13 protein-coding genes and 1 tRNA gene are annotated in these 15,294 nt (G+C 54.6%); 10 read left to right on the top strand and 4 right to left on the bottom strand.

All coding sequences use genetic code 11. The features are described from left to right. Positions 1-74 precede the first annotated feature (74 nt). From IE105_RS10975 to IE105_RS10960, 4 genes are all read left to right on the top strand, one after another. The gene (locus IE105_RS10975) at positions 75-3,032 is read left to right on the top strand and encodes a helicase-related protein (protein WP_189498393.1); all 2,958 of its coding nucleotides are present in this window, start codon (positions 75-77) and stop codon (positions 3,030-3,032) included. Between the two features lie 134 nt (positions 3,033-3,166). Beyond that, positions 3,167-3,340: a hypothetical protein gene (locus IE105_RS15400; protein WP_233354112.1), complete on the top strand. Its 174-nt coding sequence runs from the start codon at positions 3,167-3,169 to the stop codon at positions 3,338-3,340. Between the two features lie 32 nt (positions 3,341-3,372). Continuing rightward, the gene (fdxA, locus tag IE105_RS10965; RefSeq protein WP_189498391.1) at positions 3,373-3,717 is read left to right on the top strand and encodes a ferredoxin FdxA; all 345 of its coding nucleotides are present in this window, start codon (positions 3,373-3,375) and stop codon (positions 3,715-3,717) included. Between the two features lie 8 nt (positions 3,718-3,725). Beyond that, complete coding sequence (locus tag IE105_RS10960; RefSeq protein WP_189498389.1) at positions 3,726-4,346, top strand: hypothetical protein; 621 nt, start codon at positions 3,726-3,728, stop codon at positions 4,344-4,346. A gap of 58 nt (positions 4,347-4,404) precedes the next feature. On the opposite strand, the gene IE105_RS10955 is transcribed toward IE105_RS10960, so the two are convergent. Then, a complete protein-coding gene (locus IE105_RS10955) occupies positions 4,405-5,940 on the bottom strand; it encodes a RimK family ATP-grasp domain-containing protein (RefSeq protein ID WP_189498387.1) in 1,536 nt (511 codons plus the stop codon). Beyond that, positions 5,937-6,350: a GNAT family N-acetyltransferase gene (locus IE105_RS10950; protein WP_373299086.1), complete on the bottom strand. Its 414-nt coding sequence runs from the start codon at positions 6,348-6,350 to the stop codon at positions 5,937-5,939. The genes IE105_RS10955 and IE105_RS10950 overlap by 4 nt, the downstream gene beginning before the upstream one ends. 317 nt (positions 6,351-6,667) lie before the next feature. Between IE105_RS10950 and IE105_RS10945 the strand changes: the two genes are divergently transcribed. The 3 genes from IE105_RS10945 to IE105_RS10935 all read left to right on the top strand — a co-directional run bounded on the left by IE105_RS10945 (position 6,668) and on the right by IE105_RS10935 (position 9,425). Further along, a complete protein-coding gene (locus tag IE105_RS10945) occupies positions 6,668-7,282 on the top strand; it encodes a CarD family transcriptional regulator (RefSeq protein WP_189498383.1) in 615 nt (204 codons plus the stop codon). Positions 7,283-7,392: 110 nt separating this feature from the next. Then, positions 7,393-9,021: a S41 family peptidase gene (locus IE105_RS10940; RefSeq protein ID WP_189498381.1), complete on the top strand. Its 1,629-nt coding sequence runs from the start codon at positions 7,393-7,395 to the stop codon at positions 9,019-9,021. Beyond that, the gene (locus IE105_RS10935; protein WP_189498379.1) at positions 9,018-9,425 is read left to right on the top strand and encodes a hypothetical protein; all 408 of its coding nucleotides are present in this window, start codon (positions 9,018-9,020) and stop codon (positions 9,423-9,425) included. The genes IE105_RS10940 and IE105_RS10935 overlap by 4 nt, the downstream gene beginning before the upstream one ends. A 5-nt stretch (positions 9,426-9,430) precedes the next feature. Here the strand turns inward: IE105_RS10935 and IE105_RS10930 are convergent, their stop codons facing one another. After that, positions 9,431-10,219, bottom strand: a complete 789-nt coding sequence (locus tag IE105_RS10930) for a thermonuclease family protein (protein WP_189498378.1) — start codon at positions 10,217-10,219, stop codon at positions 9,431-9,433. A gap of 88 nt (positions 10,220-10,307) precedes the next feature. Here IE105_RS10930 and IE105_RS10925 point away from each other — a divergent pair. Beyond that, positions 10,308-10,384: transfer RNA gene (locus tag IE105_RS10925), tRNA-Arg, on the top strand. 202 nt (positions 10,385-10,586) lie between these two features. Then, positions 10,587-11,921, top strand: a complete 1,335-nt coding sequence (locus tag IE105_RS10920) for a tyrosine-type recombinase/integrase (RefSeq protein WP_189498376.1) — start codon at positions 10,587-10,589, stop codon at positions 11,919-11,921. Between the two features lie 946 nt (positions 11,922-12,867). Here IE105_RS10920 and IE105_RS10915 read toward each other — a convergent pair. Next, positions 12,868-13,386 (bottom strand): hypothetical protein, encoded by a 519-nt coding sequence (locus IE105_RS10915; RefSeq protein ID WP_189498374.1) that lies wholly within the window; start codon positions 13,384-13,386, stop codon positions 12,868-12,870. A gap of 493 nt (positions 13,387-13,879) precedes the next feature. Between IE105_RS10915 and IE105_RS10910 the strand changes: the two genes are divergently transcribed. Then, positions 13,880-15,109: a TadE/TadG family type IV pilus assembly protein gene (locus IE105_RS10910; protein ID WP_189498372.1), complete on the top strand. Its 1,230-nt coding sequence runs from the start codon at positions 13,880-13,882 to the stop codon at positions 15,107-15,109. Positions 15,110-15,294: the final 185 nt, after the last annotated feature.

The following is a 15,294-nucleotide window of genomic DNA, read 5'->3' as shown; positions in this document are numbered from 1 at the left end:
GCTGATTGTCTCAATGCGAGGGCCGCTGCATCCGCCGCCTTGCTATCGCAGTCTCTGCCCCCAATGTGGCTCGCATGGCCTTTCAGCCGATTCTCAAGGGTATTTTAGGCCCCACTAATACCGGTAAAACCCATTATGCGGTGGAGCGGATGCTGGGGCGAAGCTCTGGCGTGATTGGACTGCCGCTGCGGCTGCTCGCCCGCGAGGTCTATGACAAGATCGTTGACCGCGTCGGCGCGGCCCAAGTCGCGCTGGTAACGGGCGAACAGAAAATTATCCCACCGCGTGCCCGCTATTATGTCTGCACGGTTGAGGCGATGCCGGTGAGCAAGAAGTTCGCCTTTGTCGCGATCGACGAGGTGCAGCTCATGGCCAATCATGAACGCGGCCATATTTTTACCGATCGTGTGATGAATATGCGCGGTTATGAGGAAACGCTTTTTCTCGGGGCTGAAACCGCGCGCGACGTGTTGCGAACCCTGGTGCCCGACATTCAATTTGATCACCGCGAACGGTTCTCAGAGCTGGAGTACGCAGGACCGACCAAGCTCAATCGTCTGCCCAAACGCTCCGTCATTGTCGCCTTCTCCGCCAAGGAGGTTTATGCCTTGGCCGAAGCCGTGCGTCGGTTCCGCGGCGGCGCAGCCGTCGTGATGGGCGGCCTGTCCCCGCGCACGCGCAACGCACAGGCCGAGCTGTTTCAAAGTGGCGAAGTCGATTTCCTCGTTGCCACCGATGCCGTCGGCATGGGGCTCAACCTTGATACCAATCATGTCGCCTTTGCCGGCCTGTCCAAATATGACGGGCGCAGACGGCGATATTTGACACCGATGGAGGCCGGACAGATTGCCGGACGGGCCGGACGCTTCCGGCAACATGGCACGTTCGGGACGACAGGCGATTGCCCCGAAATGGACGACACGTTGGTCGACCGCATAACCCGCCACCAGTTCGAAATGCTCAACTATGCGGAATGGCGTAATTCGGACCTCGATTTTAAGACTTTGGACGGTTTGGTTGAGACACTCCACATGCCGCGCCCCACCAAACGCCTGCGGCGGATCAAGGGCGCAACGGATGAATTATCGCTCGAACGGCTGATGGCGATCCCAGAGCTCGCGAATGGGGTCAAAGTCCCGGCGCAAGTTCGCCAATTGTGGGATGTGTGCCAAGTCCCGGATTTCCGCAATCTGACGATTGATGCGCATGTCAGGCTGTTACAGGATATCTACCGCACCTTAGTCAAAGGCGGTGGGCGGCTGGCCAATGATTTCATGGCGAAAAAGATAGCGCGCGTGGACGATGTCTTCGGCGATGTTGATGCGCTATCCGCGCGGCTTGCGCATATCCGAACTTGGACGTATTGCGCGGCTAAATCTAGCTGGATGTTTGACGCCGATCATTGGGCGGGCGAAGCACGATTGGTCGAAGATCGACTGTCAGATGCCCTTCACGAGGGGCTCATCGCCCGTTTTGTCGATCGTCGGACATCCACGCTACTCAAAGGAATAGGCTCGGGAGCCCTCATGGACGCCTCCATCAAAGACGACGGATCAGTTTTTGTCGACGGACATCATATCGGACAGCTCAACGGGCTGGCCTTTACGCGTGACGCCAATGCATCCGATCTCGAGGCCAAAGCGCTCGAAGCGGCGGCTGTCAAAGCCGTGGCGCCCGAAGTGGATCGCCGCCTGACGTCGCTCTCCTCTGGACAGCACGCCATTTTCACGCTTTCTGATGCGGGCGAAATCCTGTGGGGCGGCATGTCGGTCGGTCGGATCGCGAAGTCCGGCTCCGTGTTTACACCAGACGTCGAAGTCATTGGCGGAGAGCTGGGCAACCCCACGCTGCGCCAACTCGCCGAAGACCGGATGCGCGAATATTTACGCTCGGAAGTCACAACCCATCTTGCGCCGCTTAAAAAACTGAAAGAATTACAAGATCGCGAAGAAGTACTTGCCGGATCGAAAGGCTTTGCTTTTGTCCTGCTTGAAAACCACGGCTCGCTTGATCGTCGTCATCACGGCAAGCTTGTGCGGGATCTCGGCCTCGAAGAACGCCGCGATATTCGCAGCGTCGGCGTTCAATTCGGCCAGTATAATGTGTTTATGCCGGAGTTGATGAAACCGAAACCCGCCAAGTTGCTCTCGCTTTTGCTGGCTTTCGGCGCAGGCGGCGACCGCAAACCCTTCATCCCTTTTGCCGGCGTGACGTCAATTCCCAATGTCGGCGACTTTAAGTCTGACAAATTTGCGCCCAACGCGCTCGCGCTGGCGGGTTATAAGGCCGTCGGCCCCCGCATTGTGCGTTTTGACATTCTCAATCGCTTGGCAACGCAAATCCGGGACGCTCAAGGCCAATTTGAAGCCATCGCCGCTGAGAAACCCAAACGTCCGACCTTCCAAATTATGGCTGAAATGCTAGCCCTGCTTGGCGCCTCACTCGAAGAAACGCGCGGCGTTTTAACCGCGCTGGGCTTCAAACCGTTTACAGCGGACGCCCCACTTGAAAAACCCGCTGTTGAATCATCGCCGGAAAAAGCCGAAAGCGCCGAGACAATAGCCGAGACCCCCGCGCAAGACGGTGGCCTTCCAACCGCCGCTGCGGATGCTCCTGCCGATGCCGCCATATCAACGGATGATGTTCCGGGACAGCCAGACGCCAACCCGATCCTCACGGCAACCCCGCCAAAGCTGCCCAAACGCACTCGCGACCGTGCCCGTCCGGCCCTCAATATCTATGTCCCGCGTGAGCAGGGCGAAGACGGCAATTCTCGCGATGTCCCGAGCCTTGAATATTGGTCCCTACCGGCACGCCAAGCGCGTCCCCCGAGAAGCGACAATAAGGGCCAAAACAAGAGCCGTCGTGAACATAAAGGGCGTGGACCTAAGCCGTCTCGCAACAAAGACGAAACAAGCGGTTACTCGGCTGGCAAAGCACCACGTCCGCGCAAATCGCTTGAAAATTCGCCTTTTGCAGCCCTTGCCGCGCTTAGAACTGCCAAACCCGATTCGTCAGGCGATAAAAACTGAGCGACGAACCTGAAGACACGTGCCGGCTTGATATATGGCTCTACCGCACGCGTCTGACAAAGACGCGGAGCGAAGCGCAATCGATCATTGGCAAAAACCGTCTGCGCATCACACGCGGAACAGAGACGCTACGCGTGAAGAAACCACATTTCCAAGTGCGCGCCGGTGATACGATCTCTTTTACGCGAAACCGCGAACTTGTGACCGTTGAAATGGTCGATGTTGGCACGCGCCGTGGCCCCGCCCCCGAAGCGCAATCACTGTATATTGATCTCTTAGAATCAGATGGCCCGCAGCCTACTGGTTGACAGGCCCCGCGCCCCCCGCCAAAGCGCCGCGCATGACTTATATCGTCAAAGACGAATGCATTAAGTGCAAGTTTATGGACTGCGTCGAAGTCTGTCCGGTGGACTGCTTCTACGAAGGTGAAAACATGCTCGTCATCCACCCGGATGAATGCATTGATTGTGGCGTGTGCGAACCGGAATGTCCGGTCGACGCCATCGTCCCGGATACGGAAGACGAACCCGACGGCAAATGGCTCGCCATCAACAGCAAATACGCGGAACTCTGGCCCGTCATCACGCTCAAAAAAGAGCCGCCCGCGGATCGTGAGCAGTTCGAAGACGAAACCGGCAAGTTCGAGAAGTATTTCTCTGAGAAAGCCGGGACCGGAGACGAATAAGTAAAGCTATGACTTTTGCAGATCGTTTTCGTCCTTGGCACCGCCGCAATGCTTACCTTCTGCTTTTATTCCTCGCCGCGCATCTGATCACCCACGCGGCGGCGATATTTGGCGCTGACAGTCAGTCCGCCGTTATGGACATCGTGCGCGTCGTCTATCGCAGCCCCGTCATTGAGATTGTTTTGATCGCGCTGTTCGTGAGCCAAGTTTGCATGGGCATAGCCCTGGTCATACCGCGCATTCGACAATCCCAAAAAACGGCTTGGTCTTGGGTGCAAATTGTCAGTGGAATCTATCTGGCTGTCTTTATCCTCAACCATATTTTCTTGGGCGTGCTTCGCGGCCGAACCTATGAAGACGTCGATACAGGCTTCTATTTCGTGGCCGCCACAATGCTCAGCGCGCCCTATAATTATGGCTTCATCCCTTATTATTTCTTCGCGATTTTGGCCCTCTTCAGCCATTTGGCTGCCGCGTTGCATTGGGCAGGCCGTCCCCGTGCCGTGACGCTTAGCCTGATCGCCTTGGGCGCAGTGGTTTCGGCTCTAATTGTCAGCGCTTATGGCGGTCTATTCTACGACATCCTTTTGCCCGATGCGTATGAACGCTATATGCAAAATCTATTCTAAGCGGACGATCGCGTTTCAGGCACGGCGTTGCGCGTTTTTACCGGAACGCATAAATCGCCTATTCCGCGTCAATTCTCGCTTTGAAATAGTCGATAATTGCGGCGTAAAGCCCATCGCCTATTAACACATCCTCATAGCCTGCATCCAAATTGGGATTGTCATTGACTTCAATGACAAAGGGTTTGCCGCCCACCTCTTTCAAATCAACCCCGTATAGCCCGTCCCCGATTAGACCGGCGGCGCGTTGCGCCGCGTCCAATATAGCAGGCGGTACGTCGTCTAGTGGCACACAATCGACGGGACCAAATGATCCATCATCCGCATTTTCGACTGCGTTTTGAGGCGTTACAATGGCATGGTTCAATATCTGCCAATGTCCTCTTGCCATGTGGTAGCGACAGGCAAGAAGCGGCGTGCCGCCTAGCAGCACGATCCGCCAGTCATAATCGGACGGCATGAAAGTCTGCTTTAAGACAATCTCAGTCGTCTTGAACATCTGCGCACAGCGATCCTCAAACTCGGCTTGCGAGTTAACCTTGTAAACCCCGCGCGAAAAAGACCCGTCCGGCACTTTCAGTACCAGCGGGAAATCATCCAGACCCAGTTGAGGCAATTGGCGCTCCCGCTTGTAGAGGAACTCGCTCGGCGGCGTTGGAATATCATGCGCGAGAAAGGCTTCATGCAAATAGACTTTGTTGCAACACCGCCGGATTGACGCCGGATCGTCAATCACGATCAAGCCTTCGCGCTCGGCCTTTTCTGCCAAACGATAGGTGTGATCATTGACGGCCGTTGTCTCCCGAATAAACAGCGCATCAAATTCAAGGAGCGAGTCCGCACTGGCGCGCGTGATCAGCTCAACATAAACGCCCTTGTCGCGTCCGACACGAATGAAATTCTCCAGAGCCTCGGCATTGGACGGGGCATCTTCGGCGTCCGGATCATGTAGAATGGCCAGCCAGTAGCGTTCCGGTTTGGCCCGCATATTTTCGGACCAAGCGGAGCCAGAAAACTCATCCAATGCCACGTTAAAGGCCGTCTCCGCGTGCCTGTCAGCAATCTCCTGCAAGGGCATCACCCGCACAGAAGACACGATTGGGCCGGACGGCGATTGGGTGAACCCAATCCGCATGGCCGGTAGACGAAATAGATCGAACGCTTTGCGCGTGAACGGGTCAAGCACCAAGGTTTCGGCGCGCCCGAACCACACATCCAGATGATCCGCCCCGTTCAGGGCCGCGCGCGCCTCAGGCTCATTTAGAATTTTCGTCAGCTCGGCAAAACGAGCGCTGTGCAGTCGTTTCCATTGCGCGTGGATCACATCGGTCACGGCGGGTGTGCAGCGCTGCCCACGCGCATCGGCGAGCAGTGAGCAATAGTAGCCGGTGCTAAGATAACCGTAGCCATTACAGAGGTTAATCGTGCGCTGACGCTTATCAAGCGTATGGTTCTGCGCATATTTTCCAGCAATATACTCTGCGGGTGTGAGGATCAGGCGGCCCGGTTGCGCCGCGATGATCCCTTGAACACGATCGACAATGATAATTTGGGTCACGGGGGGCAGCGATGACACTGTTGACCTTGTCTGGCTCATTGGGACTTGCTCTTTATCATCACAAGCGCGTCCATGCCGTCTTGATAATAGGACTTTCGGCGCGCAGTTTCACGAAACCCAAGACGCTGGTAAAGGGCGATAGCCGTATCATTATCCGTTCTGACTTCCAGATAGAGGTTCGGCGCATGGGATAAGCGCTCGCACTCTTGTAGAAGCTGGCCCGCCAATCCACGACCGCGATGGGTGGGCGCAACGGCCAAACTATAAAGTCGATCATCCCGGCGCTGCGCATGACTTAACATCAGGATGTAGGCGGCAATATCAGAATGCTCGGCATCCACCGCGACGGAGACAATAGCCCTTGGGCTGGCAATATGATGGGCAAGACTGCGTCTGGACATCCGATCCCCGGAAAAACAACGCTCTTCCAGCTGGTATAAAGCGGTCAAATCCTCGCGGACTGCCTGACGAATTGTGCAAGATATATGTGGTGACAGAGGATGATGCCTAGCGAAAGGGTCTCGTGACCCGTTGAAAAACATTATAAAGCAAAAGCCGCGAAAAAGCTAAGCCGATAATGCCCTTCAAACTGTTACAGCCCGTTGAGTCGCTTTTGTTGGAAATTTGTGTTATACTGTTTTCATACACGGCGTTGAGCGTCTCTCTCCGATTGTCTTGGGCGGGAGGCTCGCGCCGTTATTTTTGATTGTAACACGGTCCTTTTGTGTGCCTTTGGCCACCGGACCCACAAGAAAGCATCCTCTTTATGGCTACGAAGAAGAGATCCAGTTCCAAGAAAAAGATCAAAAACGTGTCCTTCAAGGTCGGCCAACACATCATCTATCCCGCGCACGGCGTTGGTGAAGTGATTGGTATCGAGCAAGAAGTTATCGCGGGCTTTGACATCGAAGTTTATGTGGTGAAATTTGAGCAGGATAAAATGACCCTGCGCGTTCCGACGACAAAAGCTGGCAACTCCGGCATGCGCGCGCTGTCTAATGACCTTATTCTCAAAGACGCCTTCACGACCCTCAAGGGCCGCGCCCGTGTGAAACGCACCATGTGGTCGCGTCGCGCACAGGAATATGAAGCCAAGATCAATAGCGGCGATTTGATCCTCGTCTCTGAGGTCGTTCGCGATTTGCACCGGACCGAAGCCCAACCCGAGCAGTCCTACTCTGAGCGTCAGCTCTATGAGCGGGCGCTTGATCGTATGGTTCGTGAAGTCGCGGCCATCCGTAAAAGCCCGCGCGACAATGCGATGGATGACATCCTCGACACATTGACAAAAGCGCGGACCCGCCAAGCGGCCAAGGCTGCGGAAGCGGCCGAAGCGGAAGAAGAAGATAATGACAATGGTGAGAATGAAGCCGCGGCGTAAACCGTTCAGCTTACCCTCATCCTGAAACTGTGATGAAACCCCCGCTTGCGCGGGGGTTTTTTTGTGCGAAACTCACTTCGGTTATAATGACTAAGCTTGGAGACAGACACATGGCGAAAACTTGGATTTTACGCGCTGGAACCTGTCTAACCACTGCGGCTTTTCTGGCCGCCTGCGGCGGGAGTGGGAGTTCTTCGACATCCCCGATTTCCCAACAACCTACCCCCCAACCCTCTGGCAATACATGGACACAGGGTCAGTTCTCACCCGCCTCACAATTTAAGAATGAATGCGCCGCACCGCGATCTGGGTCAGATGCCAATGGCAACGCCTTCTCGGACGTCGCTGGCACGCTGTCTGATGAACTGTTTTGGCTGCGCTCATGGTCGAACGAGACCTATCTGTGGTATAATGAAATCACGGACCGCAATCCCAATGGGTTTTCCAACAAACTCAACTATTTCGATGAGTTGAAAACCACGGCGACCACGGCGTCGGGCAATGCGCGGGACCGGTTTCATTTCACCTATGACAGCGCGGAATGGCTTGATATCACCACATCCGGCAGCAGCTCCGGTTATGGCGCACAATTTGCGCTCGTGACCTCGAGCCCGCCGCGCGACATTCGGGTCGCCTATATCGAGCCCAACTCACCGGCCTCACAGGCGGGCCTCACACGCGGCGTGAAAATCCTCAGCGTTGACGGCGTCGATGCGATCAATGGGTCTGATACGGACACGCTCAATGCAGGCTTGTTCCCGACTACGGCCAGCGAAACTCATTCATTTGGCATTGAGCGCCTCGACGGCTCCCATGCGACGATCTCCCTCACCTCAGCGACTGTCACGCAAGCGCCCGTTAATGCCGTCAGCACATTCGATCAAAATGGCCGAACGTATGGCTACGTGCATTTCACCACATTTTCACCGCGAACGGCAGAGCTGGCGTTGTTTGAGGCCTTCGAACAATTACAGACCGCCAATATCGACGATCTTGTCCTCGATCTGCGCTATAATGGCGGGGGCTTGCTCGCCATCGCCTCGCAACTGTCCTACATGGTCGCCGGGCCCAGCCGGACGAGCGGATTGAATTTTGAAACACTCCAATTCAATGATAAATCAGGCGGCACAAACCCCGTCACGGGCCAGCAAATTAGTCCAACTCCGTTTTATAATACAGGTGTCGGCTTTACAGTGCCAAGTTCGCGCCAAGCGCCAACCGTGTCCAAACCCCGTGTCTTCGTTCTTACCACGTCGCGGTCCTGTTCCGCGTCAGAAGCCGTCATTAACGGATTGCGCGGCATTGATGTCGAAGTCATCCAAATCGGCGGACAAACCTGCGGCAAACCTTACGGATTTTATGCCACAGATAATTGCGGCACGACCTATTTCACGATCCAATTTCGCGGCGTGAACAACAAGAACTTTGGCGATTATGCGGATGGTTTCGCGCCGGCGCAGCCCGTTGGTACTCTGGGTGACGTCATGCCGGGATGCCCCGTCAGCGATGATTTCACCAAGCTCCTCGGGGATCCCACTGAAACGATGTTATCGACCGCGATTGCTTATGCATCGAACGGGGTTTGCCCGACTCCGACCTCTGTCTCGACGAAAACCGCGCAGGATCTAGCGGCCCAAATCAACGCCGACCCGGCGCTTGATCTTCGCAATGATCCGCGCATCCGCGCCCTCGAAATCGCGGCGACGCTCGGGGAAACGGCAGAGGATAATCAGCCATGATCCGCTCGGTCAGTATTTTGGCTTGCGCCGGATTGATGACGGGCTGCGCGACCTATGCGCAGACACCGCAATCCGCCGTCTATGGGGCAACCCTTCGCGACACGCCTGATAGTGCCACCCGCGATATGATCCGCACCTATGTGCGCGACGTCATCGGGCCGGACTATATCGTCGATATTGATGCACTCACCCGCAGCGATAAGCTACGCGCCGTTGATCGCGGTCGCGGCCACGTGTCCGGGCGACCTATTCCGGTGCCGGATGTGACATTTAAGCTCGAGCTCGTGGAAATGTATGAGGGTGAGCCCATTTGCCGGCTTGTGCCACAAGGCGAGATTGCCGATGCGCCCGTCCTCGTCATCCCCCCTGAGGTCGCGTGTCAGCTTCTTCCGTCCACTCTCTAAAGGAATTAGCTCAGGACTTCGATCCGGGCAGGATGGCTGGCCCAAATCATCGGGCCGTTGATCAGCTCGACCCAGCCGCGCACGCGTACCTGTGCGCCCTCTAGTGACACAGGGTCCTCGACCTTAAACCGCTTGCGATGTTTCTTCGCGACAGCAACGGTAAAATCAGTTCGGTAATCCGCACCGAAATTGAGATAGGCGCGCCCCCGAACATCGGCCGTACTGGTCACGATGCCTTCAACCAATTGCAAACTGTCGACATATTGCGCCAGCGCATTTGGCTCCGGCCCGCGCACAGCATAGGCCGGATCGGTCCATAGGCCCTGCGCCTGATCCCGCGCGAGGCCTTCCGCCTTATAAAGGGCATCCGCATCAATTTGCTCATCCGGCCACGTATAAACCCGCGCCAAACCCAAACGAACCATCGCCTCTTGCACCCACATATCCTCGCCCCCGTCAGGAGTCAGCGTATGCACATGCGCCAGCGCCCGATCATAGCGGTCACGCGGATCCCCGCCATAGGACAGGCGGACCTGAGCGCCTTGTAAAAGCGCGCGAAGCCCGTCTCTCGCTTGGTGTCCGAACGCCTCAACCCGGCCCGGCGCAACAACGCCCGCCAAACGCACGTTCAGACCAGAACTCAACGTCAGACTATGACCTGACGTCACAGTCGCCACACGATCGACTTCGCCGAGAACACGTTCACTCGCGCGTAACCCGCCCGTCAGTGACAAAGACAGAGCCCCTGCCCCGATCAATCCGGCGCGTCGCGTTATGGTATAGGGTGATCCCACGACGCAATCTTACGCTGTGCGCGCATGACTGTCGAATCTGGGAAATCCGGCTTGGCGATATGCGCCCGCTTCGCTACCTAGGCCCCACGATCCCGTAGCTCAGTCGGATAGAGCACCAGATTCCTAATCTGGGGGCCGGTGGTTCAAATCCACCCGGGGTCGCCATCATCACCCTCCCAACACCCTATAAATACCAGTAAAGACGGTGTTTACGGACCCTTCAACGTCTGTTTGTTTCTTCAACCCCACCATCACCCCACTTGCATCGGGTCCCCACACGCGCTAGATGGTCCCCACAGGGTCCCCACGAGAAGCCCTAAAGATACCCCGCGACATAACCAGCCGACTCGTTAAGGACCGTGAGCCGATGCCAAGACAAGATAGCTGCAACACAGCCACCATCCATCGGTTGAAAGACGTTGGCGATTATACGTTTGCGGGCGAGCAGGGGCTTGAACTGCGGATCACTAAGGCTGGGACAAGGACTTGGCGCTGGTGCGGGCGGGTTAAGACCAACGCCGCAGGGCAGTCACCCAAATGCAGCATCTCGCTAGGACACCTTAAGACCGCCGTGAAGGGACGCCCGTGCAATGACGACCTTAAACGAATTCGCAGCCTAGCAAAGACGTGTGCAGAACAGGCCGCAAGAGGTATCGACCCTAAGGCAGCGAAGCTAGAGGCCGTGCGCGCCGAAAACGCAGCCGAAGCCCTCAGGCTAAAGGAACAAGGCGAAGCGCTCACCGTCTCAGACCTTTGGGACTACTACCGTCAACCGAATGGAGCGCTATCGACACTCTCAGAGCGCGCCCCTGCGGAGGCCGAGAGTATCTGGCGCATCCACTTGCAAGAGCCCTTCGGCTCCACGGTAGCCGCAACCATCACCGCGCAAGACGTGAAGACGTTCTACCGCGATATTGAGAAACGAGGGAGGAGCGCAGACAAGCACCTCGCCTTGCTCTCAAACATCATGCGGGAAGGAATGGAACGTGGCGTGTTCGCCAGCAATCCATGCGCGGGGGCGAGCAAAGCCGTTCGAGGCCATAAGGCCAAGAAGGACACGGTCAAGTCTGCCATCCCAACCCAAGGCGAACTCGGTAGGATACTAGAGTTAGCTTACGAGAAGCGCAGGCTCTACGGCCTCCTAGTGGACTTCGCAGCGTCCACGGGCCTTCGCCAAATGCCAACTCTCGTTTGTCGCTGGGAGTGGCTGCGCGGCCCCGAGAGTGACCGTAGCGCCACCATCACAGTCCCCAAAGAGTTTATGAAAAGCGGGCGTGAACATGTTCTCCCACTAACCGAAAGGCTTTGGGGCAACCTCAGTCAATGGCGGACCCGTGGGAACGTCGAGCGGCTCAATGGATACGTATTCCCATCACCAAATGATCCGAGCGGAGGGAAGCCGATAGGCAAGCCGCGCCGATGGTGGCGAGACATCCTCACTGAGGTGGGCCTACCAAGCGCCAACTGGCACTCACTGCGGAAGTATGCAGCAACTGAAATGGCCCGCAATGGCGTTCCTGTTCACGTCGCTAGGCAGGTTCTCGACCATGCCGATATCTCCACCACAATGCTCTATTTTGATGAGGCAGACGATAGCGATTTGATCAAAGCAATGAACGCGGTTGGGTCAACTATCTCGAACACACCCCAAGAGAAGGCCGCACCCACTGTGGTCCCACTGCACGCCAAACCAGCCACCTAAGCCAAATCAATAGCCAAGGAACTCTCAATGTCGAAACGCCCCGATAAGAATGATAATAGACACCACAGCGACAAAAACATGTTAATTCTAACCATCGTCAGCATCGCGTTGCTTGTTGGGGCTTTCGTGCTCGCGGGAAACACCTTCGGCTGGAGCGGCCCCAGTCCATCTTCGGATTACCAAGACGAAGGCCCGCGATACAAGAACTGAGGCAGGTCCAGACCAACCGCAGACCACCGCCGTCCCCGCGATCCACCTTAAGCCCACTCAGGCAACCCCATTCCCTCGCCGGGATTATCCAGCACAACAACCAACAGAACTCCGTCGTGTCCTTCAAGCGCTTCTCAAACCTTCCTCGAGAGATCACATCGACCATTATAGATCGTGTGATGATCGCCGCTCAACCTCCTGAAAGATGCTTGAAGGCTATTGCGAGAGAGCACGCTCGACTGAACCGAAAGATGGACCGTAGAGAGCTCAGGTTTACCAAGGTTGAAACGTAAGCGTTTGGCGAACCCCGCCTTACGGTCCCGATGCGGTCCTGCAATAGTTCCCACTCAACAGTCGTAGTCGCAATCGAAGGAATTGTTTTATGGGCAAGCGGAAGGTTCGGCGTCAGTTTAGCGCGGATTTCAAGCGGAAGGTTGTCGCGCAGACTGGAACTGTCGGAACATCGGCATCCGCTGTGTCACGACATCAACGCCAACACGGTGCGCAGATGGCGCGATTATCCTCGGTATGCTGCTGCCGTGGAACTATGTTGGGGAACGTTAAACGGTTACGTCAAAAGCGACCGTTTTTGTCTCGTAGCTATTAAGGTCTGTCACAAAAACGCCCGTATTTTCTAATGTGCGAGTGTCTTACCTGAGGCGATTTTAGGACGCTCGTATAATATCTGCTACGATACGAAGCGGACAACTTCATTCTCCCACATGATTGGACTTAGTCAAAGTTGGGAAGGAAGCATAACAACCTCATTTGTGTCGCTCAAACTCACTTTAAACCGAGGATGCAAGGGGCGTTCATCCGCGAAGAATTCAAAGATAATTGTGTATCCATCTGGTTGAATGTTCGCCACCACCCGAACGATTTCAATATTACCTGCATTCTCCTTTTTAACAGCCTCACTAACCACTGATGGGACATGCACCCAGTCAATATCAGTCTGTTCTTGGAGGATTTTAGGGCCACTTTCTGTCAGCAGAACATCAACCTCCACTTGGAGTCCGTCTGGGTATGCACCTCCTACGTCGTAGTAAACTTGTCCTTCGTGATTTTTCCTCAAAACATATTTGATTTTAAACCCTCCTGGCCTGTCCATAACGACACCAATTACGCTTTCAGGCACATCTGAAAGATCAACTTTTGTGGCTGATGCTGTAGAAGATTGCTTAATCATTTTTGGTTCACAGGCGGCTATCGAGAAAATTCCGCTTATTAAAAAAAGAAATCTAAATATCATCATGTAACGCTTATATGCAAAAAAATTATCATTTGTCTAACGCCCACTTCTCGGTTTTGACGGTAATCAGCGAGCGTCCTTCTTTGAGCGACAACGGCCTCTCGCGCCAGTGGCTTAGATGAGGCGATTTTAAGCCGCTCAGATCCTTTACCTTGCCCAGCATTGTTTTCACGTCTTACGGTGGATGTCTTTGATCGTCCGCTCTCCGGACGTTGTTTTATTCTGTCTCATGCTTCACCCCGTTAGTATGAAGATGAACAAAAACTCGCGTTTAGCACAGACACCAATCTATCTCATTGGCGCTGATTTAAGAAAATGGAATATCTTGCCTGAGAGCTGTGAACCCCTCGACGTGGAAACAGTAATACCTAAAAATCAAAGGACGACCACTTCGATAGCACCACGAGCTTAACCTAAATTTAAACATGAAAACTAGCTTGGTTTAAATGGTTTTTCGATAAAGTTCGGGCTCAAAACACTTTCCGGTGACTAGACAATGTTAAGAAAATTCTTACAGAATTGCGATGGAAACGTCGCATTAATCGTTTCAATTGCAGCCATTCCGATTTTAATCGGCATAGGAGCCGCGATTGATTTCGCTCAACTGACATCACATAAATCTAATCTTCAAGATGCTCTCGACGGAGCCGTCCTTACTGCTGCCGCCATCGACAATAAGACCGAAGACGAACGCGCTTTGATGGGGAATCTATTTCTGACACAAAATACCAAGAAACTATGCGTTGATGAAGCCGACTTCTTTTTCGAGGGAGACATGGTGACGGCCAACGCGTCCTGCACGATTGATAATGCTCTGCTTGGACGCTCTGATCTGACCAAAAACACAATCAGCGTTTCTGCAATGGCTCAAAGGTCTTCTAGTTCGGGCGGTAACGCCATGTGCGTTATTGCTCTTGACCTGTTTGAAAAGAAAACATTGCTAGCAAGCGGCGGCACAACGTTAAACGCAAACCAATGCTCCGTTCAGGTTAACTCAGGCAACACCAAGGCCGTCGTCTTATCGGGGGGATCAACCCTTAATAGTTCCGAAAATTGTATTGTTGGTGGAGTTGAACAAGGCTTAAGCAACATGTCGCCCCAACCGACTGTCGATTGCGAACCTATCGACGATCCATTTGCGTCAGCCACGAAACCAGTTGTCGGCGCATGCAATCACGTGGACTTCAATGAAAACAGCGATACGACCCTTTACCCAGGGGTCTACTGTGGAGGCATGCGCGTCTCGAACAATACATTTACATTTATGCCCGGCCTCTACATCATCAAAAACGGCACATTTGAGTCCACGGGTGGCGCGACATTGCAGGGTGACGGCGTCACCTTTTTCCTAACAGGCACGGCGGAAGAGGCCGGCATCGTCTGGAGTGGGGGCGGTGCTTACGATTTCTCTGCGTCAAAGAACGGACCGTTGGCCGGTTTTGTTGTTTATCTCGATCCCAACGCGCTTAAAGATGATAAAAGCGTGATTTCCGGTGGTGGAGACGTTCGCTATGAAGGCGCATTTTACTTTCCGAAGCAAACATTACTAATATCAGGCGGCGGATCGGTTGCCACGCCCTCGCCGTTCACCGCCTATGTCGCCAATGTGATTAAGTATACAGGCGGGAGCAGCCTCAATATTAGAATTGATCCAGACGCAACCTCGGTCCCGATTCCTCAGGGGTTTTATAAGAATACGACCCAAGAAGCTCGCTTGATCAGATAAAACTTTGATGTGCCCCTGACTTTTTAGGCAGTGGTATCATCCGTACTGAGGAGTGTCTAACGTCTGCTAATGGGATGGACTTCCTTTTTTCAGTGCGTCCAAAATGGAGCGGAAAACAAGGCAGATTGAAAACATTAACAACGGCCTTCTTTGGGCGTTTTAAGCCGCATCGAATTCGCACTATA

The sequence above is a fragment of the Algimonas arctica genome, assembly GCF_014652695.1.
Classification (GTDB): Bacteria; Pseudomonadota; Alphaproteobacteria; order Caulobacterales; family Maricaulaceae; genus Litorimonas; species Litorimonas arctica.
Note: the sequence above shows the minus strand (reverse complement) of the source record. Positions and strands in the feature narration are given on the sequence as shown.

Coding starts and splice junctions, on each gene's coding strand:
- IE105_RS10975 (WP_189498393.1), top strand. CDS start 75: ATGGCCTTTCAGCCGATTCTCAAGGGTATTTTAGGCCCCACTAATACC.
- fdxA (WP_189498391.1), top strand. CDS start 3,373: ATGACTTATATCGTCAAAGACGAATGCATTAAGTGCAAGTTTATGGAC.
- IE105_RS10960 (WP_189498389.1), top strand. CDS start 3,726: ATGACTTTTGCAGATCGTTTTCGTCCTTGGCACCGCCGCAATGCTTAC.
- IE105_RS10955 (WP_189498387.1), bottom strand. CDS start 5,940: ATGAGCCAGACAAGGTCAACAGTGTCATCGCTGCCCCCCGTGACCCAA.
- IE105_RS10945 (WP_189498383.1), top strand. CDS start 6,668: ATGGCTACGAAGAAGAGATCCAGTTCCAAGAAAAAGATCAAAAACGTG.
- IE105_RS10940 (WP_189498381.1), top strand. CDS start 7,393: ATGGCGAAAACTTGGATTTTACGCGCTGGAACCTGTCTAACCACTGCG.
- IE105_RS10935 (WP_189498379.1), top strand. CDS start 9,018: ATGATCCGCTCGGTCAGTATTTTGGCTTGCGCCGGATTGATGACGGGC.
- IE105_RS10920 (WP_189498376.1), top strand. CDS start 10,587: ATGCCAAGACAAGATAGCTGCAACACAGCCACCATCCATCGGTTGAAA.
- IE105_RS10915 (WP_189498374.1), bottom strand. CDS start 13,386: ATGATGATATTTAGATTTCTTTTTTTAATAAGCGGAATTTTCTCGATA.
- IE105_RS10910 (WP_189498372.1), top strand. CDS start 13,880: ATGTTAAGAAAATTCTTACAGAATTGCGATGGAAACGTCGCATTAATC.